This window comes from Acetobacter okinawensis (genome assembly GCF_002153655.1).
In the GTDB taxonomy this organism is placed as follows: domain Bacteria; phylum Pseudomonadota; class Alphaproteobacteria; order Acetobacterales; family Acetobacteraceae; genus Acetobacter; species Acetobacter okinawensis_A.
In genome coordinates this window covers 1-25,874 of sequence record NZ_JOPJ01000022.1, presented here as the reverse complement: position 1 = coordinate 25,874, position 25,874 = coordinate 1, and the positions used below count along the sequence as shown (strand labels likewise).

22 protein-coding genes and 1 riboswitch are annotated in these 25,874 nt (G+C 61.1%); of the genes, 13 read left to right on the top strand and 9 right to left on the bottom strand.

Translation table 11 applies throughout. The features are described 5' to 3' along the window. Window positions 1-16 precede the first annotated feature (16 nt). The gene (locus HK26_RS10005; protein ID WP_086639650.1) at window positions 17-1,036 is read left to right on the top strand and encodes an enoyl-CoA hydratase/isomerase family protein; all 1,020 of its coding nucleotides are present in this window, start codon (window positions 17-19) and stop codon (window positions 1,034-1,036) included. A gap of 94 nt (window positions 1,037-1,130) precedes the next feature. Here HK26_RS10005 and HK26_RS10000 read toward each other — a convergent pair whose 3' ends face one another. The 3 genes from HK26_RS10000 to HK26_RS09990 form a co-directional block, all read right to left on the bottom strand. Further along, window positions 1,131-1,730: an acetate uptake transporter gene (locus tag HK26_RS10000; RefSeq protein WP_086639649.1), complete on the bottom strand. Its 600-nt coding sequence runs from the start codon at window positions 1,728-1,730 to the stop codon at window positions 1,131-1,133. A 192-nt stretch (window positions 1,731-1,922) separates the two neighbouring features. Further along, complete coding sequence (locus HK26_RS09995; RefSeq protein WP_086639674.1) at window positions 1,923-4,145, bottom strand: FUSC family protein; 2,223 nt, start codon at window positions 4,143-4,145, stop codon at window positions 1,923-1,925. Between the two features lie 10 nt (window positions 4,146-4,155). Further along, window positions 4,156-4,629 (bottom strand): MarR family winged helix-turn-helix transcriptional regulator, encoded by a 474-nt coding sequence (locus HK26_RS09990; protein ID WP_025826449.1) that lies wholly within the window; start codon window positions 4,627-4,629, stop codon window positions 4,156-4,158. Window positions 4,630-4,810: 181 nt separating this feature from the next. Next, a riboswitch (cobalamin riboswitch) is annotated at window positions 4,811-5,048 on the top strand. A gap of 177 nt (window positions 5,049-5,225) precedes the next feature. Between HK26_RS09990 and HK26_RS09985 the strand changes: the two genes are divergently transcribed. The 7 genes from HK26_RS09985 to HK26_RS09955 all read left to right on the top strand — a co-directional run bounded on the left by HK26_RS09985 (window position 5,226) and on the right by HK26_RS09955 (window position 14,441). Beyond that, window positions 5,226-5,666 (top strand): DUF1636 family protein, encoded by a 441-nt coding sequence (locus HK26_RS09985; RefSeq protein ID WP_086639673.1) that lies wholly within the window; start codon window positions 5,226-5,228, stop codon window positions 5,664-5,666. Next, window positions 5,663-6,715 carry a cobalamin biosynthesis protein CobW gene (gene cobW / locus HK26_RS09980; RefSeq protein ID WP_086639648.1) on the top strand — a complete coding sequence of 351 codons (1,053 nt, stop codon included), beginning with the start codon at window positions 5,663-5,665 and terminating at the stop codon, window positions 6,713-6,715. The genes HK26_RS09985 and cobW overlap by 4 nt, the downstream gene beginning before the upstream one ends. Window positions 6,716-6,728: 13 nt before the next feature. Further along, window positions 6,729-10,178 carry a cobaltochelatase subunit CobN gene (gene cobN / locus HK26_RS09975; RefSeq protein ID WP_086639647.1) on the top strand — a complete coding sequence of 1,150 codons (3,450 nt, stop codon included), beginning with the start codon at window positions 6,729-6,731 and terminating at the stop codon, window positions 10,176-10,178. Between the two features lie 3 nt (window positions 10,179-10,181). Continuing rightward, window positions 10,182-11,534, top strand: coding sequence for a cobyrinic acid a,c-diamide synthase CobB (locus HK26_RS09970; RefSeq protein ID WP_086639646.1), 1,353 nt, complete (start codon window positions 10,182-10,184; stop codon window positions 11,532-11,534). Window positions 11,535-11,658: 124 nt separating this feature from the next. Next, window positions 11,659-12,240, top strand: a complete 582-nt coding sequence (locus HK26_RS09965; protein ID WP_086639645.1) for a histidine phosphatase family protein — start codon at window positions 11,659-11,661, stop codon at window positions 12,238-12,240. A gap of 45 nt (window positions 12,241-12,285) precedes the next feature. Next, window positions 12,286-12,912 (top strand): cob(I)yrinic acid a,c-diamide adenosyltransferase, encoded by a 627-nt coding sequence (gene cobO / locus HK26_RS09960; protein WP_086639644.1) that lies wholly within the window; start codon window positions 12,286-12,288, stop codon window positions 12,910-12,912. Between the two features lie 14 nt (window positions 12,913-12,926). Next, a complete protein-coding gene (locus tag HK26_RS09955; RefSeq protein ID WP_086639643.1) occupies window positions 12,927-14,441 on the top strand; it encodes a cobyric acid synthase in 1,515 nt (504 codons plus the stop codon). A 34-nt stretch (window positions 14,442-14,475) separates the two neighbouring features. Here HK26_RS09955 and bluB read toward each other — a convergent pair whose 3' ends face one another. Both bluB and cbiB read right to left on the bottom strand, forming a co-directional pair. Continuing rightward, window positions 14,476-15,114: a 5,6-dimethylbenzimidazole synthase gene (gene bluB, locus HK26_RS09950; protein WP_086639642.1), complete on the bottom strand. Its 639-nt coding sequence runs from the start codon at window positions 15,112-15,114 to the stop codon at window positions 14,476-14,478. Continuing rightward, window positions 15,111-16,100: an adenosylcobinamide-phosphate synthase CbiB gene (gene cbiB, locus HK26_RS09945; RefSeq protein WP_086639641.1), complete on the bottom strand. Its 990-nt coding sequence runs from the start codon at window positions 16,098-16,100 to the stop codon at window positions 15,111-15,113. The genes bluB and cbiB overlap by 4 nt, the downstream gene beginning before the upstream one ends. 11 nt (window positions 16,101-16,111) lie before the next feature. Between cbiB and cobD the strand changes: the two genes are divergently transcribed. Together cobD and HK26_RS09935 are read left to right on the top strand one after the other, a co-directional pair. Continuing rightward, window positions 16,112-17,224 (top strand): threonine-phosphate decarboxylase CobD, encoded by a 1,113-nt coding sequence (gene cobD, locus HK26_RS09940; RefSeq protein WP_180539490.1) that lies wholly within the window; start codon window positions 16,112-16,114, stop codon window positions 17,222-17,224. Between the two features lie 151 nt (window positions 17,225-17,375). After that, window positions 17,376-17,639: a hypothetical protein gene (locus HK26_RS09935; protein WP_086639640.1), complete on the top strand. Its 264-nt coding sequence runs from the start codon at window positions 17,376-17,378 to the stop codon at window positions 17,637-17,639. Between the two features lie 75 nt (window positions 17,640-17,714). Here HK26_RS09935 and cobS read toward each other — a convergent pair whose 3' ends face one another. Next, a complete protein-coding gene (cobS, locus tag HK26_RS09930) occupies window positions 17,715-18,548 on the bottom strand; it encodes an adenosylcobinamide-GDP ribazoletransferase (protein ID WP_257640960.1) in 834 nt (277 codons plus the stop codon). Next, window positions 18,545-19,591: a nicotinate-nucleotide--dimethylbenzimidazole phosphoribosyltransferase gene (gene cobT, locus HK26_RS09925; protein ID WP_086639639.1), complete on the bottom strand. Its 1,047-nt coding sequence runs from the start codon at window positions 19,589-19,591 to the stop codon at window positions 18,545-18,547. Before cobT ends, cobS begins: the two co-directional genes overlap by 4 nt. A 60-nt stretch (window positions 19,592-19,651) precedes the next feature. Here cobT and cobU point away from each other — a divergent pair, with 60 nt between their 5' ends. Together cobU and HK26_RS09915 are read left to right on the top strand one after the other, a co-directional pair. Beyond that, a complete protein-coding gene (cobU, locus tag HK26_RS09920; protein ID WP_086639670.1) occupies window positions 19,652-20,218 on the top strand; it encodes a bifunctional adenosylcobinamide kinase/adenosylcobinamide-phosphate guanylyltransferase in 567 nt (188 codons plus the stop codon). A gap of 239 nt (window positions 20,219-20,457) precedes the next feature. Continuing rightward, window positions 20,458-21,912, top strand: a complete 1,455-nt coding sequence (locus tag HK26_RS09915) for an NAD-dependent succinate-semialdehyde dehydrogenase (protein WP_086639669.1) — start codon at window positions 20,458-20,460, stop codon at window positions 21,910-21,912. 83 nt (window positions 21,913-21,995) lie between these two features. Here the strand turns inward: HK26_RS09915 and HK26_RS09910 are convergent, their stop codons facing one another. Continuing rightward, a complete protein-coding gene (locus tag HK26_RS09910; protein ID WP_086639638.1) occupies window positions 21,996-24,173 on the bottom strand; it encodes a TonB-dependent receptor in 2,178 nt (725 codons plus the stop codon). Between the two features lie 96 nt (window positions 24,174-24,269). Beyond that, a complete protein-coding gene (locus HK26_RS09905) occupies window positions 24,270-24,743 on the bottom strand; it encodes a DUF2946 domain-containing protein (RefSeq protein WP_086639637.1) in 474 nt (157 codons plus the stop codon). A 133-nt stretch (window positions 24,744-24,876) separates the two neighbouring features. Here HK26_RS09905 and HK26_RS09900 point away from each other — a divergent pair, with 133 nt between their 5' ends. Further along, the gene (locus HK26_RS09900; RefSeq protein WP_180539487.1) at window positions 24,877-25,761 is read left to right on the top strand and encodes an energy transducer TonB; all 885 of its coding nucleotides are present in this window, start codon (window positions 24,877-24,879) and stop codon (window positions 25,759-25,761) included. Window positions 25,762-25,874 lie beyond the last annotated feature (113 nt).

Genomic DNA, 25,874 nt, shown 5'->3' with positions numbered 1-25,874 from the left:
AACAAAGAGGAAAGCAATGATAGAGGATGTCCTTTCCGGCACGGCATGCGTGCAAACAGCCCGGCTTGGGCATCTGGGCCGTATCATTCTGGATAAGCCCGGACGGCTGAATGCGGTTGATCTGGAAATGGCGCAAGGTATTGAACGCGCCCTTACGGCCTGGCGGGATGACCCGCAGGTGCAGTCCGTGCTGATAGAGAGCAGCGCGCCCCGCGCTTTCTGCGCCGGGGGGGACCTTAAGGCCATACGGGGTGTGCTGCTGGCTCAAGGCCCTGATGTGGCGTTTGACCTGATGAACCGCGCCTACCAGACCATGCTGCATATTGCGCAGTACGCCAAACCTGTTGTGTCGTTCATGGATGGTATTGCCATGGGGGGCGGCGTGGGGCTGGGTGGGCATGCCCGGTACCGGGTGGTCACAGAACGCTCTGTTGTTGCCATGCCCGAAACATCCATCGGTCTGGTGCCGGATGCCGGTGGGTCGTGGCTTTTGTCACGCGCTCCAGGTGGTGCCGGGTTGCGGCTGGCGCTGACTGGTGGCCGCATGGAGGCAGCACAGGCCGTGGCCATGGGCTTTGCCGATTATATGCTCCCCTCGGCGGAACTGGATACGCTCCGCAATAGGCTTGCTACCGCTGCGGCAGAGGATGTGTTTGCATCTTTGCCGCCGGTGCCGCCTTCCGTACAAAGCCCGGCAATGGCGGAATATGACCCCCAAGCACCCCTTGGCCAGATTATGGAACGGCTGGAGCGCGCGCTCCATCACAGTGCGCAGGCTGACAGGCAGGACCTGTCACGCGCCTGCCCGACCTCCATCGCAGCAGCATGGTATGGCTGGCAGGCAGCCCGTAGTGCGCCCTCATTGCAGGATGCGTTTGCTGTGGAAGGGCTGCTGGTGCGCTACATGCTCGGGCGTGCAGATTTTGCAGAAGGGGTGCGCGCACGTCTGATTGATCGTGACAACGCTCCCATATGGCAGCCCGCACGCCTTGAGGATGTGGATGTTACGGCACTACAGGCTGTGCTTGGAGCGTAAGGGGGGTAGGGGAGCCTGTAACACACACGCTCCCCTGCCCGGGCCGAATGCTGGGTAGGGGAGGTGGTAGGGGTGTTTGTGAGAGGGGGAAGGGTCAGCCCCGGGGCGGGGTGTAAGGCCCTACAGGCAGAACAGCACATTTGAACTGGGCTTCCAGAATTTCAGCCGCAGCAAGGTAAACGGCGGACAGGCCGCAGATCAGTCCTTCATAACCGGCAATAACGGTCAGCCCCGGCTGGGCCAGTAGGTCTGCCAGTCCAAGCAGGGCAAACAGAATGACCAGCGTGCCAAAAATAACCTGATGTGCGCGTGTAGCCCGCAGTGTGCCAAGGAACAGGATAAAAGTGAACAGCCCCCACAGCAGCAGGTAACTGCCAACCAGTGCGGGGGAACTGGCGGGGACAATGCCCGTGTGCGGCATGGCGATCAGGGCCACCAGTGTCAGCCAGAATGCGCCGTAGGAAATAAAGGCAGTCATACCAAAGGTGTTGCCTACGCCATATTCCAGAATACCCGCAATAATCTGGGCGGCTCCGCCAAAAAGAAGACCCATGGCCAGAATGGCGGATCCCATGGGTACAAGTCCGGCATTGTGGAGGTTCAGCAGAATGGTGGTCATGCCAAAGCCCATAAGACCAAGGGGGGCGGGGTTGGCGCGCAGGGGTGTATGGAGGGGGGTATCGGTTTGAGCCATGGTGTTTCTTCTTATGGAAATTAATGTAATGGCTCGGTTATAAGTGGCTTTGTCAGGCGGAGTTCCCATAAAAAATATATTAATGCCGTAAAAACTATTTTATTAAATAAATCTGTAAAGTTTTATGCTCTCTAAAATTTGTTTTTTACAGTATTTTTATCATTTTTCATGCTGTTATCCAGTAATGACCGACTACGCCGCAGGGTGGGCGGAAACAGAAGCAGCGGCCTGCGGCCTGTCCTCGGCGGTGTGAATAGGGCCATGATCATGGAAAAATCCGGGGACCGAGAGAATAATACTGGCCGCCTGCTCCAGACAGGACAGGGTTCTGTCGCGTGTCAGGGATAATCCTGTCTCTTGTTGGGGCATGCTCCGTATGGCCAGTGCTGCCTGCTGGAGTGCGCGGGCCGTTTGCTCCGGGTTGTGGCGCAGGTGTGCAAAGGCGTTCAGGGCGTTTTTCAGTGTTGCGTGGGTCTGCGGGTCCAGCGTTGCGTGGGCCGCATTCCATTTGAGCCGGACAATCAGCCTGCCAAGGGAGAGTGATGCAAACGCGGCATCCGTATAGCCTTGGCGGTCTATGTTGGCGGGAATAAAGGACAGGCGCATCATCAGGCGGGAAATTTTCTGGAGTTGCATGCCTTCCCACGCCACCCATGGTTCGGTGCGGGCATACGGGGTGCGTGCCAGTTTTTGAATACTGCGGGTCAGGGATGTGACAAGCCGCGCTGCATCCAGCCTGTGGTCGGCAGGCAGAATAACCCGAAAAACTACGGCCAGCAGGGCGCAGGCGACCAGAATGCTCATCCAGTTGTTGGTCAGGCTCAGGTCATCATAAACAATCGGGTTATCTACCGAGAGCATCATGGTAAAAAACACCGCATACCCAAACGCGCCAATGCTGTAGCGGGGGTGGAACTGCAACCACACGCCCGGTAGCAGGAACAGGCACAGACTCAGCCAGAGCAGGGGGTAGCCATCTATGCGGGGGAGCGCCAGCGTATGGCACAAAAACCCCATGGGAATAGCCAGCATGGTGCCAGCCGCCATCATGGGGCTGGCCTTGGCGGCGGAGGGCGTGGTGGACAAAAGGCTGGATGCGGCAACGGTGTAAATAATCAGCAGCGGGCCAGAACTCCAGTGCAATACATACCACAACATGCCCGCCAGCAGGGCAATAAAGCCCCCGCGCACGCCGTTGCGCAGCGCGGTTGGCCATTCAAGGTAAGGCTGGATGTTGGCTTGGGTGCGGTCCGGGCGCAGGCTGGTCAGGTCATGCAGGGCCAGGTCCATCTGCACCAGTGCGTCACGCGTGTTGTCCAGTGCTGCCAGTGTGGTGGTGTTGGTGGTCTGGCGGGCAAGCTGTTCAAGTGTTTTAAGCGCGTCATGTAAACAGGTGGAGAGTGGGGTGGCGTTTGTCAGCCAGTCGGGTTGTTCGGTTAATTCCAGTACGCGGCCCAGTGTTTGGGCCACCAGAATATGCACGGCTCTGGTTTCCTCCTCCCCGGCGGAAAATGTCAGCCAGTACGGATGATAGCTGACAATCAGCCCGGTCAGGCGGCTTAGGCACAAACGCAGGTTACGCACGCGGTTTTGCATGTCCGGGTCGTCTGCTGCGGCAAATTCTATGGCCGGGGTCAGACCCGCCATGTTGGCCAGAAGCTTGCTGCGGCTGTCATAGATCGGTTGGCCCAACCCCCGAAAGGCCGTGTTGGTGGCCTGTGTTTTCTGCTCCTGTTGCTCCAGAGTGCTGATAACCGTGTTTTCCAGCGTTTGCGGCGTTACACGCTCGCTTTCCGCTTTATGAAAAGTCCTTGCATGGAGCACAGTTTCCCTGAACGCCTGCCCAAGCTTGTAGAGTACTGTGCTGGGCTTGCGCGGGGATGTCACCATAAACACGCAGGCCGTCACCACAATACCTGTGGCGACAACCGACAGGCGACTCATGGCGGACAAAAAGATGCCGTCCGGGTTTGCAAAGGAGGGGGCTGCAATAATAACAATCGTATAGCCGGTCAGCACAGCTGCATAGGCACGGAAAAACCGCAGGAATGTGGCCACCATGCAGGCAAGACCCACAAAGACGGACAGGGTGGCAAAATACAACACGGGGGATTGGACAAAAACGGCCATGACCCCAACGCTGATACCCGCACCAATCAGCGTGCCAATAAGACGCCACACACTCTTGGACACCATGGCCCCCACCGTGGGGTTGGCCACGATCAGCACCGTTGTTGCAGCGCTAAGGGGGGACTGGAGCTGAAAAACAAACGCCAGAAAAAGAGCAATCCCGATTGAGAGAAACACACGCAAGGTATAGCCCGCCGTCGCCAGCAGGCCATTCCAGCGTGCATCATTCGCAAAAACTGCCGGGGCAATGCGGTTGTTCACCCAGTGTGCCAGTGTGGTGGGCATGCTGGGCGTATCAGATTGTGAGGGCATGGTGCGCTTCAAGCAGGGTAGATAGGGAGTGTGTGAGGGTGCGGGCTTCGGCGGGGGGGAGTGCGCGCCGGATGTCACGCTCAAGTTCGGCGGCAATATGGTGGAAGAGCCTGCACTGCTCCTGCCCGGCCTCTGTCAGGAACAGGCGTTTGGCACGGCGGTCATGGGTATCGGGTTTGCGGGTTATCAGCTTCTGCTTTTCCAGTAGGTCCAGAATGCGGACCAGTGCCGAGCAGTCTATGTTCATGGTCTGGGCAAGGTCGCGCTGCGTGGCGCCTTCGGGCAGCATCCGCAGGTAGGCCATGGGCCGCATGACGGCAAGTGTCATGCCATGCGGGCGCAGGGCCCGGTCCAGCCCGGTGCGCCACAGTGTTGCCAGCCGCATGACCCTGAAGGTGAGCGCCATGCCGGGGAAGTGGGTCTCGTCCAGTTGGGGCATGGTGCGCTGGTCAGTCATGCAGGTCCATTAGGTTAGTGTCATTATAGTTGATATAAAAACTATCTGGCGGCAAAATAAGGCAACATGTGTTGTGGGTCAATCATGTTCCATGTTTCGCAGTGCCGGGTTCGGGGGCTTATGCATGCCGGTCGGGGCGGCTGCGTGGCCGTATGTCTTGAACCGGCCCGGTTTTGTGTGCATCATGCCCGGACTTGATGGTGCCCCTTGACCGGGGTGAAAAGGGAAGATCGGTGCAAAGCCGTCGCTGCCCCCGCAACTGTAAGTACCCATCACGTTCCGCCCGAACGCAGTTCGGGGGTAAGCCACTGCCTCCCCAACCGGGGGCGGGAAGGTACGGAGCGGTGCCGCGCACGGGCCACAGGCCGGGGCTGGCAGGGTACAAGCCAGGAGACCTGCCATCGCAAGTCTGGTAAACCATTCCTATGTGGAGTGGGTGAGTTCTGGCGTTGTCTGCTGGCGGGGTGCCCGGCAGGCACGGATGCACGACTGGGTGCGTTTTCTTTGCCGCATGCGTGGCAGAGGGCTGGGTGTAACTGCCCCCGATATCTGGCCAGCGTGCTTTTTCAATGGCGCATGGCCTGCTGGAAAAACGCATGACCGCGCAACCACTCCCGCTTTCTTCGGTCGGTAATCCGGCTGCTGCAGGCCCCCCCGTGCTGCATGTCTGTGTGACGTGCCGGCAAGGTGGCCCTGCCATGGACTGCCCGCCGGGCGCGCAGTTGCTGGAGCGTTTGCAGGACTTGCTGGAGGCGGAACGTCTGGCAGGGCAGGAGCCGTCCGCCACGCTGCGTCCTGTGGCCTGCCTTGCCGCATGTGATCGGGGATGCACGGCAGCCATAGCCATGCCCGAGCGCTGGACATGGCTGCTTGGCCATCTGGGAGCCGAAAAGGCGGAAGATATTCTGGCCTATGCCCGCCTGTATGCCGCTTCGGCCAAAGGCACTGTCATGCCATCCCGCCGTCCCGCATCCTTGGCCCATATGGTGCTCGGGCGTGTGCCTGCACTCCTTTATACTGAACAGGAAGAACCATGACTGCTGCCAAAACGCGTGTGCCCGTCACCATTATCACCGGGTTTCTGGGGGCGGGTAAAACAACCCTGCTCCGTCATCTGCTCAACCGCGCACAGGGGCACCGCATTGCCGTGGTGGTCAACGAGTTCGGCTCGCTCGGGATTGATGGCGAAATCCTGCGTGGTTGCGGGGTGGAAGGCTGCCGGGATGAAGATATTGTGGAGCTGACCAACGGGTGCCTGTGCTGCACCGTGGCAGATGATTTTTTACCCACGATGGAAGCTCTGCTGGACCGTGCTGACCCGCCCGAACATGTGGTGATCGAAACATCGGGGCTTGCATTGCCCAAGCCGCTGCTCAAGGCTTTTGGCTGGCCCACCGTGCGCAACCGCATGACCGTGGATGGCGTGGTGGCAGTTGTGGATGCACCTGCCGTAGCGGCAGGCCGCTTTGCTGATGACCCGCAGGCCGTGGAAGCCCAGAGGGCGGAAGACCCCTCCCTCGACCATGACAACCCTTTGGCAGAGGTGTTTGAAGACCAGATCAATGCTGCCGATCTGGTGGTGCTGAACAAGACGGACCTGCTGGACGCTGCACAACTGGATGCAGTGGAGCAGGATATTCGCAGCCATGCCCCCCGTCCTGTGCAGATTGTGCGGGCGACGGAAGGCAAGGTGGACCCCGCCGTGCTGCTTGGCATTGGTGCTGCGGCAGAGAGTGACCTTGCAGCCCGCCCCTCCCACCATGATGCAGAGGATGGCGAACATGAGCATGATGATTTTGAGAGCTTTGTGGTTGTCGTGCCTGAACAGCCAACGCTCGACCAGTTCCTGACCCTTTTGCAGAATACCGCGCGCAGCTTTGATGTGCTGCGTATGAAAGGTTTTGCAGCCGTGGCAGGCAAGCCCATGCGGCTGGCGGTGCAGGGCGTGGGTAGCCGCTTCCGGCATGAGTTTGACCGCCCCCTGAGTGCGGCGGAAGAGCGCACGGGCCGCATTGTGGTCATTGGTCAAAAAGGGCTGGACGCCAGCGCAATCGCTACCGCACTTGCGGGCCATCTGGCCACGTAAGGGGCTCTGGGGCATGCACCTTCTAGTCCGCGAAAGCCGCACACTGGATGAGCAGGACACTGCCGAGGATCTGGGGCTGCCCGGAGCGGATATAGTTGTCCTGTCTTTTACGGAGAGCGACCTGCTGGGCCTGCGCCATGCAGAGCAGCAACTCCGCGCGCAGGGGCATGCCTGTCTTCCCTCCGTGCAGGTGACAAGCCTTGCCCGCCTGCGCCACCCCATGTCGATCGACCTGTATGTGGAGAGCACACTGGCCGCAGCCAGATGCGTGGTGGTGCGTCTGCTGGGCGGTGTGGACTACTGGCGCTATGGTGCGGAAGAGCTGGCGCTATGGGCGCGTGAGCAGTCGGTGCCTGTGGTGTTCCTGCCCGGTCACACAGGGGGTGTGGGGAGCACTGCACAGCCTTTGACGGAGGATGATACCCGTCTGGCAGACCTGTCTTACGGTGTGCATGCGGAGCAGCGCCAGCGTCTGGGCGGTTTTTTTGCCCAAGGCGGGCCGCAGAACATGCAGGCCGCCTTACGGCTTATGGCGGTCCTTGCCGGAACAGGGGATGATGACGGCGCACAGCCCCGGCCCTTGGCCGCATGGGGTGTCTATCGCACTGTGCCTGCAACGCAGGGGGGCAACGGGGCAGGGGCCGCCTGTTCTGCGGTTATTGTGTTCTACCGTGCGCATCTTCAGGCAGCGGACATGGCGGGGGTGGAGCGTCTGGCCGAGGTGCTGGCCGGGCAGGGCTGTGCGGTGGAACTGCTGTTTGTGACCTCGCTCAAGGACCCGGAGGTGGCGCAGGGCGTGGCGGAACACCTGCGCAGCACACGGCCTGATGTGGTCCTGAATGCCACCTGTTTTTCTGCGCGCGGGGTGGATGGTTTTTCCCCTCTGGATGGGGCCGTGGCGCCTGTCCTGCAACTGTTGCAGCCGGGGAGCACGCAGGCGTTGTGGGCTGAGAGTGCGCGTGGGCTGGCCCGCTCCGACCTTGCCATGCAGGTTGTGCTGCCGGAACTGGACGGCACAATCGCTACGTTTCCTATTTCTTTCCGTCAGGAGGCGGCACCGGGGCTGCCAGCCCGGCGTGTTGCGTATGAGCCGGGCATTTGCATGGTTGCGGCCCGTGCCATGGCGTGGGCGCGGTTGCGGCATATTCCTGCGGCACAAAAGCGGGTTGGCATTGTGCTCTCCGACTATCCGGGCGCGGGGCTTGAGCAGGCAGGGGCACATGTGGCCCATGCCGTGGGGCTGGATGGGTTTGCCAGCCTGCATAATATTGTCCAGCACATGCACGCGCAGGGGTATGGGGTGGGGGAACAGCCCGTGCCAACGGCGCAGGATATGGCCCGGCTTATGCTCAACCAGCCTGCACAGGCGGTTTTGCCCATAGCGGCGTACAAGGCCCTGTGCGCAGAGCTGGATGCGGATTTTATGGACTCCGTGACAAGGGCATGGGGTGCTCCGGAGCAGGACGCGGCGGTAAGGGACGGGGTGTTTTATCTGCGTTATGCCACGCTGGGGGCCATTACCCTTGCCATACAGCCAGACCGGGGCCGGAGCGAGAACCGCAAAACCCTCTACCATGACCCGGACGTGCCGCCATGCCATGCCTATGTGGCGTTTTACCTCTGGCTGCGCTGCAGGCAGCAACTGGATGTGCTGGTGCATCTGGGCACGCATGGCACATTGGAGTGGTTGCCGGGTAAAGCTACGGCTCTGTCTCCCGCCTGCGCCCCTGCGGTGCTGACGGGGGCGTTGCCGGTCATTTATCCCTTCATCGTCAATAACCCGGGCGAGGCAGCGGCGGCCCGCAGGCGTCTGGGGGCGGTGACCATCGGGCATATGACGCCCCCGGTCATGCAAAGCAGCCTGTCGGGTGAGATGCATGAACTCGAACGCCTGATTGATGAATATGCAGAGGCCGATGGGCTGGACCCCCGCCGGGGGGCTCTGCTGCGGGCGGATATTCTTGAACGTGCCGCCCGTACGGGTGTGCTGGCCGAGAGTGGCGTCAGAGCCGCTAACCTGGATGAGACGGAGGCTCTGGCACGGCTGGATGCCTATTTGTGCGATGTCAAGGACCTGCAAATCCGTGATGGGCTGCATATTTTTGGCAAAACGGCTCCGCGTGGGGCAGCACTTGTCCAGACCATTGCGCAGGCCTGTGGCCGGGGGCAGGACCCGGCATTTGTGAGCGATGTAACGCAGCGCGTAAACCTGTGCGGCAAGGCGGAAATGGATGCCCTGCTTGCCGCTCTGGCCGGGCAACCGGTTGCCGCCGGGCCTGCGGGAGCGCCCACACGTGGGCGGATTGATGTGCTGCCAACAGGGCGCAATCTATTTACGGTGGACCCGCGGGCCTTGCCCACACCCTCCGCCGTGGTGCTGGCGGGCCGGATGGAGCAGGTGCTGCTGACCCGCCATTTGCAGGAGCATGGTGAACACCTGACCCGGTTGGTCATGGATATGTGGGGCTCGGCCAGCCTGCGCACGGGGGGGGAGGATCTGGCTCTGGCTCTGCGTCTGATGGGGGTGGAGGTCCAGCGTGCGGCTGGTACGGGGCATGTATGCGGGTTTGAGGTTATTCCCCTGCCCGTGCTCGACCGCCCGAGGGTGGATGTGACACTCCGTATTTCCGGCCTGTTCCGGGATGCATTTGCCGAGCAGATTGCCCTGTTTGATCAGGCTGTCAGCGCCGTGGCCGAGCGGCGTGAGCCCGATGCGTGGAACCCGCTGGCAGCGCAGGTCCGGGGGCTGGAGGGCGCTGCCCGCAAGCGTGCGAGTGCCCGTATTTTTGGTGCGGCTGCCGGGGCGTATGGCACAGGGGTGGAGGAGCATCTGCTCCACGGCACATGGGCCACTCAGGCAGATCTTGGTGCCGCTTGGCTGGAGGGGTCGTCGTGGATGTATGGCGGTGGGCGTGAAGGCACGCGTGATGGGGCAGCCCTGTCCACCCTGCTGGGCCGTGCCGAGACCGTGCTGCATGTGCAGGACAGTGCCGAGACCGATCTGCTGGAAAGCCCGGATATTGCCGCACACGAGGGCGGGCTTGCGGCAGCCAGCCACATGGCGGGGGGAGCGCCATCGGTCCTGCATGGCGATACTTCGCGCCCGCAAAGCCCCCGCTTGCGGGCCACAGCGGACGAAGTGGCCCGCATTGTGCGTGGCCGCCTTGCCAATCCGCAATGGATAGAGGGCATGCAGCGGCATGGCTACGCAGGTGCTGCCGAGCTGGCGCGCGGGCTGGATGCCCTGCATGGTTTTGCAGCCACCATGCCCCAGCGTTTTGACAGACAGTTTGACCTTGTGTTCGCAGCAACATTGGGCAACGCAGCGTGCGATGCGTTTTTGCGCAATGCCAGCCCTGCCGCGCGGGAGGCCATGCGCCAGCGCTTTGCCGAGGCCCTGCGGCGCGGCCTGTGGCACCCGCGTGGCAACAGTGTTGCCCATGTGCTCGATGGGGATGACTAAGACATGACAACACGGGCCATTATGGTTGCGGCCCCCCGTTCTGGCGGGGGCAAAACAACACTGACCCTTGCCCTGCTGGCGGCCTTTGGCAGGCGGGGTTTGCGGGTTGGCGCGGTCAAAACCGGGCCGGATTATATAGACCCGGCTTTTCATGCGGCCATTACGGGGCGGCCGGGCCTTAATCTGGATAGCTGGTGCATGCCTCACCCGCTGTTGCACGGGGTTATGGCCGCAGCATGTGAGGATGTGGATCTTCTGGTCGTGGAATCGGCCATGGGGCTGTTTGATGGCCTGTCCCTGCCTGACGGGGAGCGGGGTGCTCCGTCCGATATTGCCGCGTTTTTTGGCATTCCGGTTCTGCTGGTGCTGGATATGTCGGGGCAGGGGCAATCTGTGGGGCCTATTGCTCAGGGGTTTGCGCGCTGGTCGGCTGATGTGCGGGTGAGTGGCGTTGTGCTCAACCGGGTGGCATCTGCGCGGCATGAGCGTCTGGGGCGCGAGGCTGTGCAGGAGGCGGGCCTGCCTGTGTATGGCGCGCTCATGCGGCAAGGTGGGCAGGTTCTGCCAGAGCGGCATCTGGGCCTTGTGCAGGCCCGTGAGCACGGCAATCTGGCTGGTTGGCTGGCAGACCTTGCGGACAAGGCGGAGCGGGAGCTTGATCTGGATGGTATTTTGTCTGCTGCCGCACCGCTTGCCCAGCCGGGTGCTGGGGGGGCGCTGGCCGGGTTGCCCCCGCCGCCGGGCCAGCGCATTGCGGTTGCGGATGATGCGGCTTTTTCGTTCCTTTATGGTCATCTGGCGTTGTTCTGGCGGCAGGCCGGGGCCGAGCTGGTGCCGTTCTCCCCCATAGCGGACGAAGCGCCTGACCCGTCCTGCACGGCCTGCTGGCTGCCCGGTGGTTACCCCGAGTTGCATGCCGGGCAGCTTGCGGAGGCAGCAACATTCCGCTCCGGGTTGGCCCGGTTTGCCCAGACCCGCCCGGTCCATGGTGAATGCGGGGGGTTTATGGTGCTCGGGCAGGGGCTGGAGGATGCTCAGGGCGTGCGGCATACCATGGCTGGACTTCTGGACCACTCCACGTCCTTTGCACGGCGGAAGCTGAACCTTGGTTACCGAGAGGCCACTTTGCTCGATGATGGTGTGTTAGGGCCGCGTGGGACGCGCCTGCGCGGGCATGAGTTCCATTATGCAACCGTGCTGGACGCGGGGCGGGATGCACCACTCGCCAGCCTGAACTCAGGTCTGGGGGAAGTACTGGGGGCCTGCGGGGGGCAGCGTGGGTTTGTGTCTGGTTCTTTTTTTCATGTGCTGGCTACAGTACCGGAGCGGGTGGATGCAGCCATCCCTACTCCGTGACCCAAAAGGGGGTGGTGGTGTGCCGGGCTTGCAGGCAATGTGATTGGCAGACACAGACAACGGATTTGTCTGACCTGTCTTGCACATTTGAACAACGGACACAGAATTAAAGAGGAGACAGGCCATGCAGTCTTTTCCGGTGTTGCTGGTAAGGCATGCGCCCGTGCTGCTGCCCGATGGTGTCTGCTATGGCAGGCAGGATGTGGCGCTGCGTCCGGGGTGGGAGAAAATTGTATCCGGGCTTTCGGTTCTGGCCAAAGGGGCTGTCTGCCATGTGCTGTATAGCTCCCCCGCCCGGCGTTGCCGGGAAATGGCGCAACGGCTCGCACAGGCCACAGGGATGGAATTGCGCGTGGACCCGCGCCTGTCCGAGCTGGATTTTGGCCAGTGGGAAGGACTGCGCTGGCAGGATATTGAGCGCAGGCAACTGGATGAATGGGCCAAAGACCCATCAGCCTTTGCCCCCCCACAGGGGGAGAGCGGGCGTGCACTATGCCACCGTATAACCGACTTCTGGCAGGAGGTGCACCATAAGGGGGAGCCAGCCTGTGTGCTCTCGCACGGGGGGCCGCTGCGTATTCTCAGCGCGCTGGCAGCGGGTGAACAGCCTGAACTGCTTGCCCCTTCCATTCCGCAGGGGTTTGCACGGCTGTTTATGGTCGAGCAGGCGGTAACGCCAGCTCTGCCCTGTGCTCAGGCAGGTTAAGCAGAACGTACAGACCAAACAGACTGGTGGAGAACACGGGGCAGTATGAGCGATCAGCAGCACAACACGGCAGAGCACGACGCAGAACGGCATAGGGAGAAAATGCGCAAGCGCAAAGCCGTGCAGGACCGCGAGGTTGCCAGCAAAACAACCCGGAAAGGGCTGTTGCTGGTCAATACCGGGCCGGGCAAGGGCAAGTCCACGGCAGCTTTTGGTCTGGCACTGCGCATGCTGGGGTATGAGCGGCGTGTTGTGGTGGTGCAGTTTATCAAGGGGGCATGGCATACAGGCGAGCGCCGCGCACTGGAGCGCTTTGGTGATCTGGTCGAATGGCACTCAATGGGCGAGGGATTTACGTGGGAAACACAGGACCGCGCGCGGGACGTGGCAGCCTGCGAGCGCGCATGGGCTGTGGCCGTGCAGGCGCTGGCAAGGGAGGATGTGGCCCTTGTTGTGCTCGATGAGTTGAATGTGGCCCTGCGGTATGAGTATCTGGACATAGAGCGGGTTCTGGCAGATATAGCCGCCCGTCCTGTGGGGCAGCATGTGGTGGTCACGGGCCGCAACGCCCGCCAGCCCCTGCTGGACGCGGCTGATCTGGTGACGGAAATGACGCTGGTCAAACATCACTTCAAGGCCGGGGTCAAGGCGCAGGAGGGGGTGGAGTTTTGAGTGCCCGTGTTCTTATGTTGCAAGGCACAGGCTCAAGTGTTGGAAAATCCACGCTGGTTGCGGGTCTGGCCCGTGCGTTAACACGGCGCGGCCTGCGGGTGTTGCCCTTCAAACCCCAGAACATGTCCAACAATGCTGCTGTCACACTGGATGGTGGAGAAATCGGGCGGGCGCAGGCTCTGCAGGCGCGGGCCTGTGGTGTGGCGCCCATGGCGGATATGAACCCCGTGCTGCTCAAACCGCAGGGCGAGACTGGGGCGCAGCTTGTTGTGCGTGGCCAGCGGGTTGATACGGTGGAGGCCAGAACCTACCAGACGCGCAAAGAGCGCCTTATGCCGCAGGTGCTGGAGAGTTTTAAAAACCTTGTCTCCAGAGCCGATATTGTTCTGGTCGAAGGTGCTGGCTCCGCCTCGGAAGTGAACCTGCGGCGGCATGACATTGCCAATATGGGTTTTGCCCATGCCACACAGGCTCCCGTTGTCCTTGTAGGCGATATTGATCGGGGCGGTGTGATTGCAAGCCTTGTTGGCACACAGGTTGTTTTATCGGCGGAAGATGCAGAAAAAATAAAAGGTTTTGTGGTTAACCGTATGCGTGGTGACCCCACCCTGTTTGCCGATGGCATGCAGTTTGTTGCCCAAAAAACAGGGTGGCAGGCTCTGGGGCTGGTGCCCCATCTGCCCGATGTGCATGACCTGCCAGCAGAGGATGCCGCTGACCTTCTGAGCACTCTGCGGGTTCGGCATAAGAGGGGGCATGGCGGTACGCCGCGTTTGCGCATTGTTGTGCCCATTTTACCCATGATTGCCAATTTTGATGATCTGGACCCGCTTTGTGCGGAGCCGGGGGTGGAGGTTGTGCCTGCTCTGGAAGGGGAACCTCTGCCAGAAGGTGACGTGATTCTGCTCCCCGGCTCCAAGGCAACTCTGGCTGATCTGGCCTGTTTGCGCAGGCGTGGTTGGGCTGGGCAGATTGTGGAGCATGCGCAAAGTGGTCGGGCTGTTATGGGTATTTGCGGTGGCTACCAGATGCTGGGCCACAGCGTTGCTGACCCATCTGGCACGGAGGGAACTGCCAGCACCGCGCAGGGCTTGGGGTTATTGCCCGTTCATACTGTGCTGGGGGGACAAAAAAAACTTGAATACGGAACAGGTTTTCTGGCCCAGGAGGGGCAGCCTGTCGTCGGGTACGAAATGCATATGGGCCAGACAGACCGGGCTTTGGACGCCACACCATTTTTACAGCTTAACGGGCATGCGGAAGGGTGCGTGGCGGGTAACGGACTGATCTGGGGGACATATCTGCACGGTATTTTCACACACCGTGCTGCACGTCTGGCCTTGCTGGCGCGTGCTGGCGGGGCGGCATTTGCACCGGATGGCGTGTGGGCGCGTGCGGGTGAGGGCCTGCCCGACAACCATGACAGCACGGTGGATGCAGCATTGGACCGTCTGGCTGACCACCTGGAGCAGTATATGGACGTGGACAGTCTGCTCGCGCTGGCCCGCCCGCCTGTTTACGTTGATTAAGCTCCGCCGTGCGGCAGCCAGCATGGTGTTGGGGTTAACGGGCTATCCATTTGCGGCGCGCGGGGTTGCGGTGCTCCCAGCCGCGGCGCTCCAACTCGGGTGAACTGGCAGGCTCTTGCGGGTAGCCGACGCACAGATAGGCTAAAAACTGCCACTCGGGGTTGATGCCCAGCACTCTGTTGGCTTCTCTGGGGTCCAGAATGGACACCCAGCCCACGCCGATCCCCCGTGCGGTGGCTGCCAGCCAGAAGGTGTGAATGGCCATAACGGCGGACCATGTGGTGGTCTGGGGCATGGTGCCCCGGCCCAGACCACGCCCCTGCTGGGGGTTGGTTTCGCAGAACACGGCAATATGGTGGGGGGCTTCATCCAGCCCTGCCAGTTTGAGTGTGGCGTATCGCTGGGCGTCATCACCACCGCGCCCGGCCAACTCGCGTGCATTGCTTAAGGCAAAGTTCTCGCGGATTGCATGGCGGCGGGTTGGGCTGTCCACTTTTACAAAGCGCCATGGCTCACTCAGCCCCACGGAGGGTGCCATGCAGGCGGTTTCCAGCAGATGCTGCAAGGTGTGGTCAGGCAACGGGTCTGTCCGAAAATGGCGCACATCCCTTCGCCACGTAAAAAGCTGTTCAAGCTCGGCCAGAAAAACGGGGGAGAAGGAGGGTGCGTTCATTGTGCTATCATGCAGCCAAGTGCGGTGCACAGCAAGCCGGCAATCAGCACGCCGCAGGCCCGCCGGTACAGGTGTAACCCACGGTCCAGATCGGCGGTTCTTGCCCCCGAGGTACCGCTGCCAATCCATGGGTCTTTGGTCATGTGTCCACCGTAGGAGCGTGGGCCTGCCAGCAGGGTGTTCAGGGCTGCGGCCATGGCGGCTTCGGGCCAGCCCGCATTGGGGGAGCGGTGGCGTGGTGCATCCCGTCTGACGGTCTGCCAGATGTGGGGCCACTTCTGCCGTGGGGCTGCCAGCATAAGGCACAGGGCGGCAAGGCGGGAGGCTGGCAGGTTTATCAGATCATCCAGTCGGGCGGCTGCCATGCCAAAAGCCTTATAACGGGGGCTCATATGCCCGATCATGCTGTCTGCTGTGTTGACGGATTTGTAAAAAACAGCCCCCGGCAGCCCAAAGAGTGCGGTCCACAGGAGCGGGGCGACAATACCGTCGGAAAAGTTCTCAGCCAGACTTTCCAGCGCTGCACGCACAATACCCGCTTCATCCAGTGCTGATGTGTCCCGCCCGACAATCATGCTAACGGCTTTTCGGCCACCGGGCAGGCCATTCTGGCGCAGGGCCGTGCCCACAGCGCGCACATGGACCCACAAGGAGCGTTGCGCAACAAGTGTGCTGGCCAGAGCAGCCTGCACAAGCAGCATGACAGGCGCTGGCAAAAGAGTATAACCCACCCCCAGCAGGGCGGCTGTCAGGGCAACGGGTATGGCAATAATCAGGGCCAGCGCTACAAAGCCCAGCATACGGCGCATCTGTTCTGGAGTGTCTGCCTTGTTCAGTGCGCGCTCCAGCCTGTCTATCAGTGCGCCAACCCACATAACGGGGTGGCCGATCAGGCCCAGCAGGCGGGGTGGGTAGCCCCACAGGGCCTCCATGCCAGCGGCAAGGGCAGCAACCGGCAGGGTGATGGAGAGGGGAAAAAGCAGCATGGGAGGTGGGTATGAACACTAAGCAGACACAAAAGGTCATGGACGCTACCATGCCGCAGGGTGTGCCACCTAATGCTTTGTCCGCCAGTGGGGAGCAGGTGCCGCTGTTTAGCCATGGTGGGCAGGTCAAAGCCGTCATGCAGTATTTTGCTGGAGCAGAGCAGCCATTTGTTGACCTGTCGACTGGAATCAGCCCCTTTGCCTATCCGCTGGTTCTGCCGGAGCGCGGGGCTCTGCACCATCTGCCCGAGGAGGGGGAGGAGCAGGCTCTCCAGCAGGCAGCGGCCAGTGCTTATGGTGTTGCCGCACCCGATATGGTGGTCAGCGGGGCTGGGAGCCAGAGCCTTATTGCGTTGTTGCCACGCCTGCTGAAAGTGCAAAAAGCCTGTGTTCTGGGGCCGACCTATTCCGGCCACCGGCTTGCGTGGGAGCATAACGCTGTGCCGTGCGAGGGGGCTACACATGTGCACCAACTGAGCCTTGCCGCGCAGCAGGGGGGTGTGGCGTGTGTTGTCTGCAACCCGAATAATCCTGACGGGCGGCTGCTGGAGCGGCAAACTCTGCTCGCTCTGGCGGACCAATGTGCGCGGGCACAAAGCTGGCTTGTGGTGGACGAGGCATTTGGGGATTTTGAGAGCCAGAGCATGGCTCCCCTGCTGCCACATCCAGCACTTGTGGTGCTGCGTTCATTTGGCAAGACCTATGGGCTCCCCGGTGTGCGTCTGGGCTTTCTGCTGGCTTGCGCGCCCCTTGCACAGCGCGCGCGGGACCTGCTGGGGGCATGGCCGGTCGGTGCGCTGGCATTGGCCGCAGGGCAGCAGGCACTGGTGGATACGCAGTGGCTGGAGCAGGCAGCGCACAAGGCCCGCATGGCCCATGACCGGCTGGTTGGCATGCTGCACAAGGCGGGGCTTGCGTGCCGGGGCCAGTCAACCCTGTTTACTCTGGTGGATGTGGCGCAGGCTTATGCTTTGTGGGTGCATTTATGCCAGCACGGTATTGTCACCCGTCGGTTTGCAGAGCAGCCACATTGCCTGCGCATTGGTCTGCCAGCAGACGAGGCAGAATGGACCCGACTGGCGTGCGCACTGGCAGCATGGCAGGCAGGCCATAGCGCGGCATAGGGTGTTGGGGTGAGGGTGAACGTGTGGATTAGGGCGCTTGGGCCAGAATTATCCGTCTTGTCATATTTTCATCAAACTGTTTGTCACGCTTTCCTCTTCCCTTTTTTGCGGCATGCTTCATAGAAGGAAACAGGCAGAAAAGGATAACGCCATGCAAGACCAAGACGAAGTTGTCGTAGGCTACCTCATCCAGCGTGAAGACGCGGAGGGCGAACTGTCGTTCTGGGAGCCGCGGAACGAGTGGCAGGAAGACCCCAATGAAGGCAAACTCTACGAAAAAGTAGAGGAGGCGGAAGCCGACGCCAAAGCCCTGCAGGACGGTGATGACGCAACTATTACCGTTGAACTGGTCTTTGAAGCAGATGACGAAGACTGGGACGAAGAAGACGAAGAAGAAGAGGCCCCCAAGGCCTGAGCAGGCAGCACCGCGCGCCCCGTCTGTAAGGGTGTGGCGCGCGGTACACCTCCATGTGGTGCCTGCCGCTTGCAGTCAGGCCAGAGCGGCATAAAAGCTGAGCAGCAGGCATTCTACCAGCACTGCGCAGCCGCCTAGCACATCCCCCGTAAAACCGCCCAGAATACGTTTTGCCCATAATGCCACCAGCCATGCCGTGGCGCAGCCTATGCCTATGGGGGCTACGGTGTATGCAAAATAGGGCCACAGGGGTAGCGCCCCGGTATGCCCTGCAAAAGGCAGGCCCAGTACGACCGCCAATGCACAAATTACTGCTCCCCCCAAAGAGCCGCGAGGGATGGGGTACAGCATGCGGGCCAGTCCGTCCGGGCGGGCGGGTGGAATGGATGCTGGCAGCAGGAGCATGGCCATTCTGGCAAGGCAGGCGGTTATGGCGCAGGCCATAATGGCGGAATGCACAGGCAATGCCGCCAGAGCCGCAGCGCGGACCAGCAGGCTCAGGCTCAGTGCGATAACTCCATAACTGCCCACGTGGCTGTCACGCATGATGGCCAGTTTACGCTCTGGTGTGGCAGCGCCAAAGCTGTCGGCCATGTCTGCCAGACCGTCCTCGTGTAAGGCGCCAGTCAGTGCGGTCTGGCAGGCAAGGGCCAGACCGGCGGCAGCAAGAGCGGGCACATGCGCCGTGCGCAACAAGGCCAGTATGCAGCCGCTGCCTGCCCCAACTCCTGCGGCAACCAGGGGCCAGCACCAGATGGAGCGCGCCATTGGCCATGGTGCAGCACCTGTTCTGAAGGCAAGGGGGGCTAACCATGCGGCAGGCAGGCGGGTCAGCAGGGCAAGGCCACAGGCAAGGTCCAGCCTGCACCGGCTTGCCAGAGTCTTGGGTGGGGGTGGTGCGGGCATCATGCTTTTTCAGAGACAGCAGCCTGCGCAAAGGTTGCCATGCCGGTGTGGCAGGCAACTGCTGCGCGCAAAAGAGGAATGGTGAGTGCGGCGCCAGAGGCCTCTCCCAGACGCAGGCCAAGACCGCTTAAAATTGGTGTCATCCGCAGGTGTTGTGCCAGACGGGCGGTTTGACCAGTGGGGGTTGGGCAGTGGGAGAGCACTGTGTGGTCCAGCGCATTGGGGTGCAGGTGTGCCAGAGGGGCCACGGCTGCGGTGCAGACAAAACCATCCAGTATGACAGGAATATGCATCAGCCGTGCTGCAAGGGTGGCGCCGAGTGTTGCTGCCAGTTCATACCCACCCAGCCGCCGTGCGACGTCCAGCGGGTCGTCCAGATGGGCCGCATGGTGGGCCAGTGCGGTATCAATGACCATTGCTTTGTGCGCAGTGCCTGCTGCGTCCAGCCCGGTGCCCTGTCCTGCCCAGTCTGTGCCGCTCTGGTGGGTCAGGGCTGCGCACAGGGCTGATGCGGCCGTGGTGTTGCCAATGCCCATTTCGCCCAGACACAGCAGGTCGCAGTCTGGGGGCACTGCGTTAAACCCAACTTGTATGGCGGACAGGAACTCCGCTTCTGTCATGGCCGGGGCAAGGGTAAAATCTGTTGTGGGGGCAAGCTCATACACCGCCACTACAGCCAGTCTGGCCTGTGCTACGCGCGCAATCTGGTTGATGGCAGCGCCACCATGCTGGAAGTTCTGCACCATCTGCGCCGTAACTTCCACCGGCCAGGGGGAGACATGGTGCGCCATAACACCATGATTACCCGCAAAAATAAGCACATGAACATGCTCCAGCCGTGGGGTGGCGCTGTGTTGCCATCCGCCTAGCCAGCGTGTCATCTCCTCCAGTTGTCCAAGACTGCCCGGAGGTTTGGTCAGTGTGGCCTCTCTTTGGGCAATGGCGTGCTGCACCTGCGTGTTGGCGGGGGGCAGGTCCATGCACAGCGCGCGCAGTGCGTGCAGGGACAGGGGAGCGCTGGGGCGTGGTGATAAGGAAGAAGGCATGGCGGCAATTGTGTGCTGTTATGGAGGTTCAGGCAAATGGAAACAGGGCTGGACGGGCGTATGAGTGGCATAACCCTTTGTGCGGGGGCAGGTGGTGCGGCAGGTAGCCTGCTTGTGCTGGGCGGGGCAAGGTCGGGCAAAAGCCGCTTTGCCGAGAGCGCAATAACCGCCTTGCCCGGACCATGGATCTATCTGGCCACGGGGCGCGCGTTCGATACGGAAATGCACGAGCGCATTGCCCGGCACAAACAGCAGCGCAGTCAGTCGGGCTGGCAAACGGTGGAGGAACCGCTGGATGTGGCAGCCGTGCTCCGCCAGTATGCCACCACTCCTGTGCTGCTGGACTGCCTGACCTTGTGGCTGACCAACCTTTTGCTGGCCGAGCGTGATGTGGAGGGGCCGGTTCAGGCCCTGCTTGCCAGCCTGAATGTGCGTAAAGCCCCAACCGTTATGGTGGGGAATGAGGTCGGGCTGGGTATTGTGCCACAAAGCCCGCTGGGGCGGCGCTTCAGGGATGAGGCAGGGTTGCTGCACCAACGTCTGGCAGCCTGTATGGGCAAGGTCGTGTTTGTGGCCGCAGGGTTGCCGCTGGTGCTCAAGAACACAGGCATGCCAGACCAGTCATGACAAGCCCCGCCAGCGGGTGGGTTGTGCTGCGCGTATAACAGGGTTGGGGGAACCCCTTTTGCCCGGGGGCGTATGCTTTGCACAGCATACCTGTGCTTTGGGTTGCCTACAGTGCTCTTGCAGGTGGTAAAATGTGGCCAGCCTCTTGCGCAGTCAGTCGGAAGATGGTGAGTGGCGGATACTTGTGTGGGCAGACCTGTGTTGCCAGCAGACCCGTTTATTTTGGTTGAGAGATGCATATGTCGGAAACACCTATCAACACCCAGCTTCTGATCGCGGGACAATGGCAGGACGCGGCGGATGGTCGCACGCTCCCCATACTCGACCCCGCGAGTGGTGAGACCATAGGCAAGGTTGCCCATGCCTCCGTTGCTGATCTGGACAAAACAGTGGCCGGAGCAGCACAAGGGTATGAAACATGGCGCAACCTGAGCGCATGGGACCGTTACGCAATCATGCGCAAGGCGGCGGAACTGCTGCGTGAGCGGGCAGAATCCATCGGCCGGATCATGAGCCGTGAGCAGGGCAAGCCCCTTGCGCAGGCCGTGATCGAAATTAACGCAGCCGCAGGCGTTATTGAATATTTTGGTGAAGAAGGCCGCCGCCTGAACGACGAACTGGTGCCCCCCCGTGTGCCCAATGTTGAGCAGCGCGTGCTGCACCGGCCCATTGGCGTGGTGGCTGCCTTTACGCCGTGGAACTTCCCCATCAACCAGATTGCCCGCAAGCTTGGGGCAGCGCTTGGGGCCGGGTGTGGCGTTATTGTCAAGGCGCCGGAAGATACACCGGCATCCCCCGCCGAGCTGATCCGTTGTTTCTGTGATGCGGGTATTCCCGCAGGGGCTGTGTCCCTTGTGTATGGCACACCTGCCGAAATTTCGGAGTATCTGATTGCCCACCCCGTGGTGCGCAAGATTTCCTTTACCGGCTCAACCCCTGTGGGTAAGCACCTGGCCGCGCTGGCCGGTGGGCAGATGAAGCCGGTCACCATGGAACTGGGTGGTCATGGTCCGGTTATCGTGTGCCGCGATGCGGATCTGGACCAGGCAGCCGAGCGCGTGGCCGCAGCCAAGTTCCGCAATGCGGGTCAGGTGTGCATAGCCCCCACACGCTTTTTGCTGCACAAGGATATTGCCGCAGCGTTTATTGAAAAGTTCAAGGCCCAGATGAGCGCGCTCAAAATCGGCTGTGGTCTGGATGAGGGGGTGACTATGGGCCCGCTCATCAATGAACGTCGTGTCAAGGCCCTGACCGAACTGGTGGCCGATGCCCGCGCCAAGGGTGCGCAGGTATGGCAGCCCGATACGGCTCTGCCCAACAAAGGCTTTTTCTTCCCGCCCACGCTGGTGCTCAAACCCACGCTGGATATGCGGGTGATGCAGGAAGAGCCGTTTGGCCCGATCGCCATTATGGACGAGTTTTCCCATCTGGCGGATGCGCTCGCGGAGGCTAATCGCCTGCCATATGGTCTGGCAGCATATGTTTACACGCGTTGCGAGCGCACCCAGCGCCTGCTGGGCGAAAAGCTTGAAGCGGGTATGGTCGCCATTAACCACCACGGTATTGGGGTGCCAGAAGTGCCGTTTGGTGGGGTCAAGGATTCCGGCTACGGCACGGAGGGTGGTCCTGCGGCGTTGCGGGCGCACACGATCATCAAGCTGGTATCCAGCCTGCAAAGGCCTGCCGAGTACTAAAATACACCGCTATTTGCGGGGTGTTTAAAAAAGACCGTGCGCTGTTGTGGCGCACGGTCTTTTTGTATCAATTCCCCAAAAATTCAGAACGTGGCAGCAAGGCTGACGTTAAACGACCGCCCCATACCGGGCATGGGCATGCGGCCGGTTTTTATGTCCGATGTCAGAATACCACCAAGGGGCATGTAATAGGGCTGGTTGAACACGTTATCGATCCCTGCTGTCAGGGTCATCATCTTCCAGTTGTAGCTGCCGTTCATGTTGAGCAGCGCGTAGCCGGGGGTGTGCGGTTCGTTCCGCAGTGAGTCCACGGTGCTTTTGGCTTTGACAAAGTTCATCTCGACCCGGCCAGTCCATGGGCCTACGGTTTCGTTCAGGCCGAGTGTGCCGTTCAGCGGCATCTGCTGGTACAGGCCCGTGTGGGTTACCTTATCTTGTCCGCGCACCCAGTTGAGCACACCTGTGACCTCGCCTTTGCCATAACGGCTGGTGTTCCACACCGTATAATGGGCAGAGGAGTTGATGCCATACATCTGGGCGTTGTGGTTTGCGAACGTATACTGGTTCTGGTTGACGTTCATGCCCATAGGTTTGGGATTAAGGTTCACATTAATATAATTATGCACATAGGTGTAGTAGGGCTGCACCTTCAGCCCCCATCTCTGTGCGAGAGAGGGGTCATGCCAGTCAAACGTGACGCTGGCGGTGTTCCCGACTTCGGATTTCAGGTCCGGGTTGCCAACGTAGCCGTTGCCATCACCAAACCAGCCGATCATCGTGGACGCCATGGCGCCCTTGCCCCATGCGTAGCGTTCGTACAGATTGGGGGCGCGGGATTTGCGGGCATAGCCTGCCTCTATGGTCAGGCTATCTGTTGCTTTCCATCGTGTCAGGGCAGTGACATCAAAGTTCACGTCGGTGCGCCCATGGCTGCGGGCGTTAAAGTCCTTGGCGGCAGTAGCATCGGCATTGCTCATGCCCATCATGCCCATGGATGAATAAGGCGACACGTTGCCCGTATTCATCATCACCAGATCATTGCGCAGGCCCAGCAGGGTGGAAACGCGGGGCGTCCACTGGGCTTCCCATTCCGCAAAATGACCAAGCCTGTCACGGTGTCCGTTGTTGATGTTGTTAAAGGTGCCCGGTCCCATCATCGAGCTGCCTTTAAGCGGGGGCCACCAGTCCTTTAACCCTTCATGGTCGAAGGAGCTGCCAAGGCGCAGCGTGTGTTGGTGGCCAAGGGGAATGGTGGCTTTGACGGAATACCCTACCGAGCGCTGGTCATCATTCATGGGCATGCCTTTGGTGGCGGTGTGGCCACCCTTGTCATCCAGCATGTTCATGGCGTGGATGACGCGCTGCCAATGACCACGGGCTTCGAGCGTACCCCAGTCAAAGTCGCCCACGTATTTGCCGTTCACATAGGTGGAGCGGTTGTTGGTCATATCCATATACTGGTTGGCGAATCCCTCACGCGGGGCATCCTGCTGGCCAAAGGTCAGCGTGAGGAGGTGGTTCTTTTTATGCACGCCCAGAGTAACGTCATGGGTGTAACGCAGGTATTCGGTTGAGCCGACCTGACCTATGCCGCCCCCGCCGCTGTAGTCGCCCGACTGGTCGTAGGAGGCATTGTAGCGCAGGCTGAACGTGTCGTTAGCCACGGTCATGCTGCCTGCGGCAGAATAGCCGCCCCCATTGCTGCGGTATGTGCCGCGTGCGCGCCCGGTAAAAAGGATTTTTCCGTGGCGGGCAAAGCGCGGGTCAGCGCGCTCCACATCTATGGTGCCGCCAAGGCTGTCCCCCCCGTTGCTGACGGATGTCAGACCCGCAACGGAGGTTGCGCTCTCCACGCTGTCCGGGTCGATGTAGGAGAGGGCCGGGTTCATATGGTTGGGGCAGGCGGGGTTGATGCGCACACCATCCACAACGGTTGCCACACGGTCATCCGCCATGCCGTTGAGCACGGGCAGGTTGGCCAGCCGCCCCCCGCCATAACTGCTGAACCCCGGCTGGTTCCTAAAGAGCGAGGCCGCATCCGGGCTGGAAAGGCGGGACATGCGGGCCGAGGCTTTATCAACCGTGGAGGCGCTTAAAAGACTATCCGCAAGGGAGGCATCTTCCTGCGCGGTGGAAATGTCCACGCGTGGAAGAGTAACAACGGTTGCACCAAGTGCAGAGGGTGCGGCGCAGGGGAGTGCGCACACAGCCGCAGCCCATAGCCAGCTACGCTGGCCACGGGCAGAAAAAGGATAGGACATAAACAGAAAAACCCTGTTCAAAGCATACTGAGAGGGTCTCAGCTCACAAACGCACGCTTGCGCATACACGCGCGCGCAGAGCCAGAGAGCGAAGTGTCAGAAAGCCTGAAGCAGGGAGGATGGTGGTCCGCGAGATGGTGGAAGGCCCAGTATGCACACTGGGGGTGCACGTGGGGCAGAGGCCGCACTGCCACGGCGGACCCAGCGCAGAACAGGGGCGGGTAGCAGCAAAAAGACGGCGGGCAATGCAGCAAAAAATGCCAGCAACGGGCAAAGTGGGCAGCTTGCCTCATCATGATGGTGGGTGGGGTGCTGCTGACCTTTTTGCGCCATGGCCATGCAGTGCATGTGATGCATGGCCCCCTGCATGGGAGCGCAATGAACCGGCGGGGCGGGCTGCATTGCGCGTGGGGCAATATCCACCCCCGTCAGGCGGATGAGTGTTGCGCGGGGCAGTTCGTCAGGGAGGGAGAGGGACTGGAGCGCCATCAGCCCCACAAGGCCCGCCAGCGTCACCATGACCAGCGGCCATACAAGCAGCGCGCGAATAATGGGGTTGCGACGGGACATGGGGCGGGTCAGTAACTTTTCAAGACTCAGATGTAAACAGGCATTTTGCCAAACTTGTGCCATGTTTGCGCTTTTATGGACCGGCCTGTCAAATCAAACACGGCTATGCCATAGTTCAGCGCGGAGGCGTACCGTGAGCATATGGCATACAGACAGACAGGACCCCACAGGTCAGGTGGCTGCGACCACAGCCCTGTGTGTGCCTGAGCGGCATCTTGCCGGGGTTGTCCGGCAACACCGGCTTGCCTCTGGGGCCTCGCGCCAGAACAGGCTTGTCTGGCTGGCGGCTTTTGCACTGGCCATAACGGCCCATCTGGCTATGACCGTGTGGTTGATGATGCGCGTTGCCCCCCAAACCGGCACGCAGCAGCCTGCGGCAGTGTCCATGCTGTTTGAAGCGCCCAGAACCGCTCCGCCCCAAGCCGGGCAGGCCCGGCCGGAGCCGCTGGCCCCCCCCAGACCCGCGGCTGTGATGCAGGATATGCCGGACATGGATGTGCAGTCTCTCGCACAGGAGGAGGCTACGGTTCTTCTGCCGTCCGTGCAGCCGGAATCCGAACACCTGCCACCAGTATCTGCCGTGCCTAAAAAGCTGGCGCTCCCAACCTCACGTCATGACAGGGAGCCCCATATGAGCGCAACATCTGCCGCGCACACAGAGGCAACAACAGCAACAGGTCAGACACAGGGCAGAGCAGACAGTGCGGCTACCGGTGGGCAGTCTGCTGCCCCTGCCAGCACTGCTGCTGCCGGGCAGAAAGGGGGTTTTCAGCTCTCCTGCTCCGCGCCGGAAGCGCATTACCCCGTGTCAGCTCGCCACCTGCATGAGGAGGGGGAGGCTCTGGCCGAGGTCAGCATTAACACCAAAGGGCAGGTTATTGCTGCCAGACTGGTGAAAAGCACCGGCTATGATGATCTGGACGATCAGGCTCTGCAAACCGTCAAAAACCTGCACTGTACGCCACCCGGCACGGCTGTTGTTACCGGGCGTATTCCGGTTGGTTTTCATATCCAGTAATTGTGCTTGTGCCCGGCAGGGTTTTGCGGTAGGAGACTGTCCATTGCCTCTGTCCCGTTCGTCTAGAGGCCTAGGACACTGCCCTTTCACGGCGGCAACACGGGTTCGAATCC

Bases quoted from the DNA above. Each gene is read 5' to 3' on its own strand.
- HK26_RS09955 (WP_086639643.1), top strand. From the start codon at position 12,927: ATGTTGCAAGGCACAGGCTCAAGTGTTGGAAAATCCACGCTGGTTGCG.
- HK26_RS09970 (WP_086639646.1), top strand. From the start codon at position 10,182: ATGACAACACGGGCCATTATGGTTGCGGCCCCCCGTTCTGGCGGGGGC.
- HK26_RS09935 (WP_086639640.1), top strand. From the start codon at position 17,376: ATGCAAGACCAAGACGAAGTTGTCGTAGGCTACCTCATCCAGCGTGAA.
- HK26_RS10005 (WP_086639650.1), top strand. From the start codon at position 17: ATGATAGAGGATGTCCTTTCCGGCACGGCATGCGTGCAAACAGCCCGG.
- cobS (WP_257640960.1), bottom strand. From the start codon at position 18,548: ATGATGCCCGCACCACCCCCACCCAAGACTCTGGCAAGCCGGTGCAGG.
- cobU (WP_086639670.1), top strand. From the start codon at position 19,652: ATGAGTGGCATAACCCTTTGTGCGGGGGCAGGTGGTGCGGCAGGTAGC.
- HK26_RS09995 (WP_086639674.1), bottom strand. From the start codon at position 4,145: ATGCCCACCACACTGGCACACTGGGTGAACAACCGCATTGCCCCGGCA.
- HK26_RS09965 (WP_086639645.1), top strand. From the start codon at position 11,659: ATGCAGTCTTTTCCGGTGTTGCTGGTAAGGCATGCGCCCGTGCTGCTG.
- HK26_RS09905 (WP_086639637.1), bottom strand. From the start codon at position 24,743: ATGTCCCGTCGCAACCCCATTATTCGCGCGCTGCTTGTATGGCCGCTG.
- cobW (WP_086639648.1), top strand. From the start codon at position 5,663: ATGACTGCTGCCAAAACGCGTGTGCCCGTCACCATTATCACCGGGTTT.
- HK26_RS09910 (WP_086639638.1), bottom strand. From the start codon at position 24,173: ATGTCCTATCCTTTTTCTGCCCGTGGCCAGCGTAGCTGGCTATGGGCT.
- HK26_RS09985 (WP_086639673.1), top strand. From the start codon at position 5,226: ATGACCGCGCAACCACTCCCGCTTTCTTCGGTCGGTAATCCGGCTGCT.
- bluB (WP_086639642.1), bottom strand. From the start codon at position 15,114: ATGAACGCACCCTCCTTCTCCCCCGTTTTTCTGGCCGAGCTTGAACAG.
- cobN (WP_086639647.1), top strand. From the start codon at position 6,729: ATGCACCTTCTAGTCCGCGAAAGCCGCACACTGGATGAGCAGGACACT.
- HK26_RS09990 (WP_025826449.1), bottom strand. From the start codon at position 4,629: ATGACTGACCAGCGCACCATGCCCCAACTGGACGAGACCCACTTCCCC.
- HK26_RS10000 (WP_086639649.1), bottom strand. From the start codon at position 1,730: ATGGCTCAAACCGATACCCCCCTCCATACACCCCTGCGCGCCAACCCC.
- cbiB (WP_086639641.1), bottom strand. From the start codon at position 16,100: ATGCTGCTTTTTCCCCTCTCCATCACCCTGCCGGTTGCTGCCCTTGCC.
- cobD (WP_180539490.1), top strand. From the start codon at position 16,112: ATGAACACTAAGCAGACACAAAAGGTCATGGACGCTACCATGCCGCAG.
- cobO (WP_086639644.1), top strand. From the start codon at position 12,286: ATGAGCGATCAGCAGCACAACACGGCAGAGCACGACGCAGAACGGCAT.
- HK26_RS09915 (WP_086639669.1), top strand. From the start codon at position 20,458: ATGTCGGAAACACCTATCAACACCCAGCTTCTGATCGCGGGACAATGG.
- cobT (WP_086639639.1), bottom strand. From the start codon at position 19,591: ATGCCTTCTTCCTTATCACCACGCCCCAGCGCTCCCCTGTCCCTGCAC.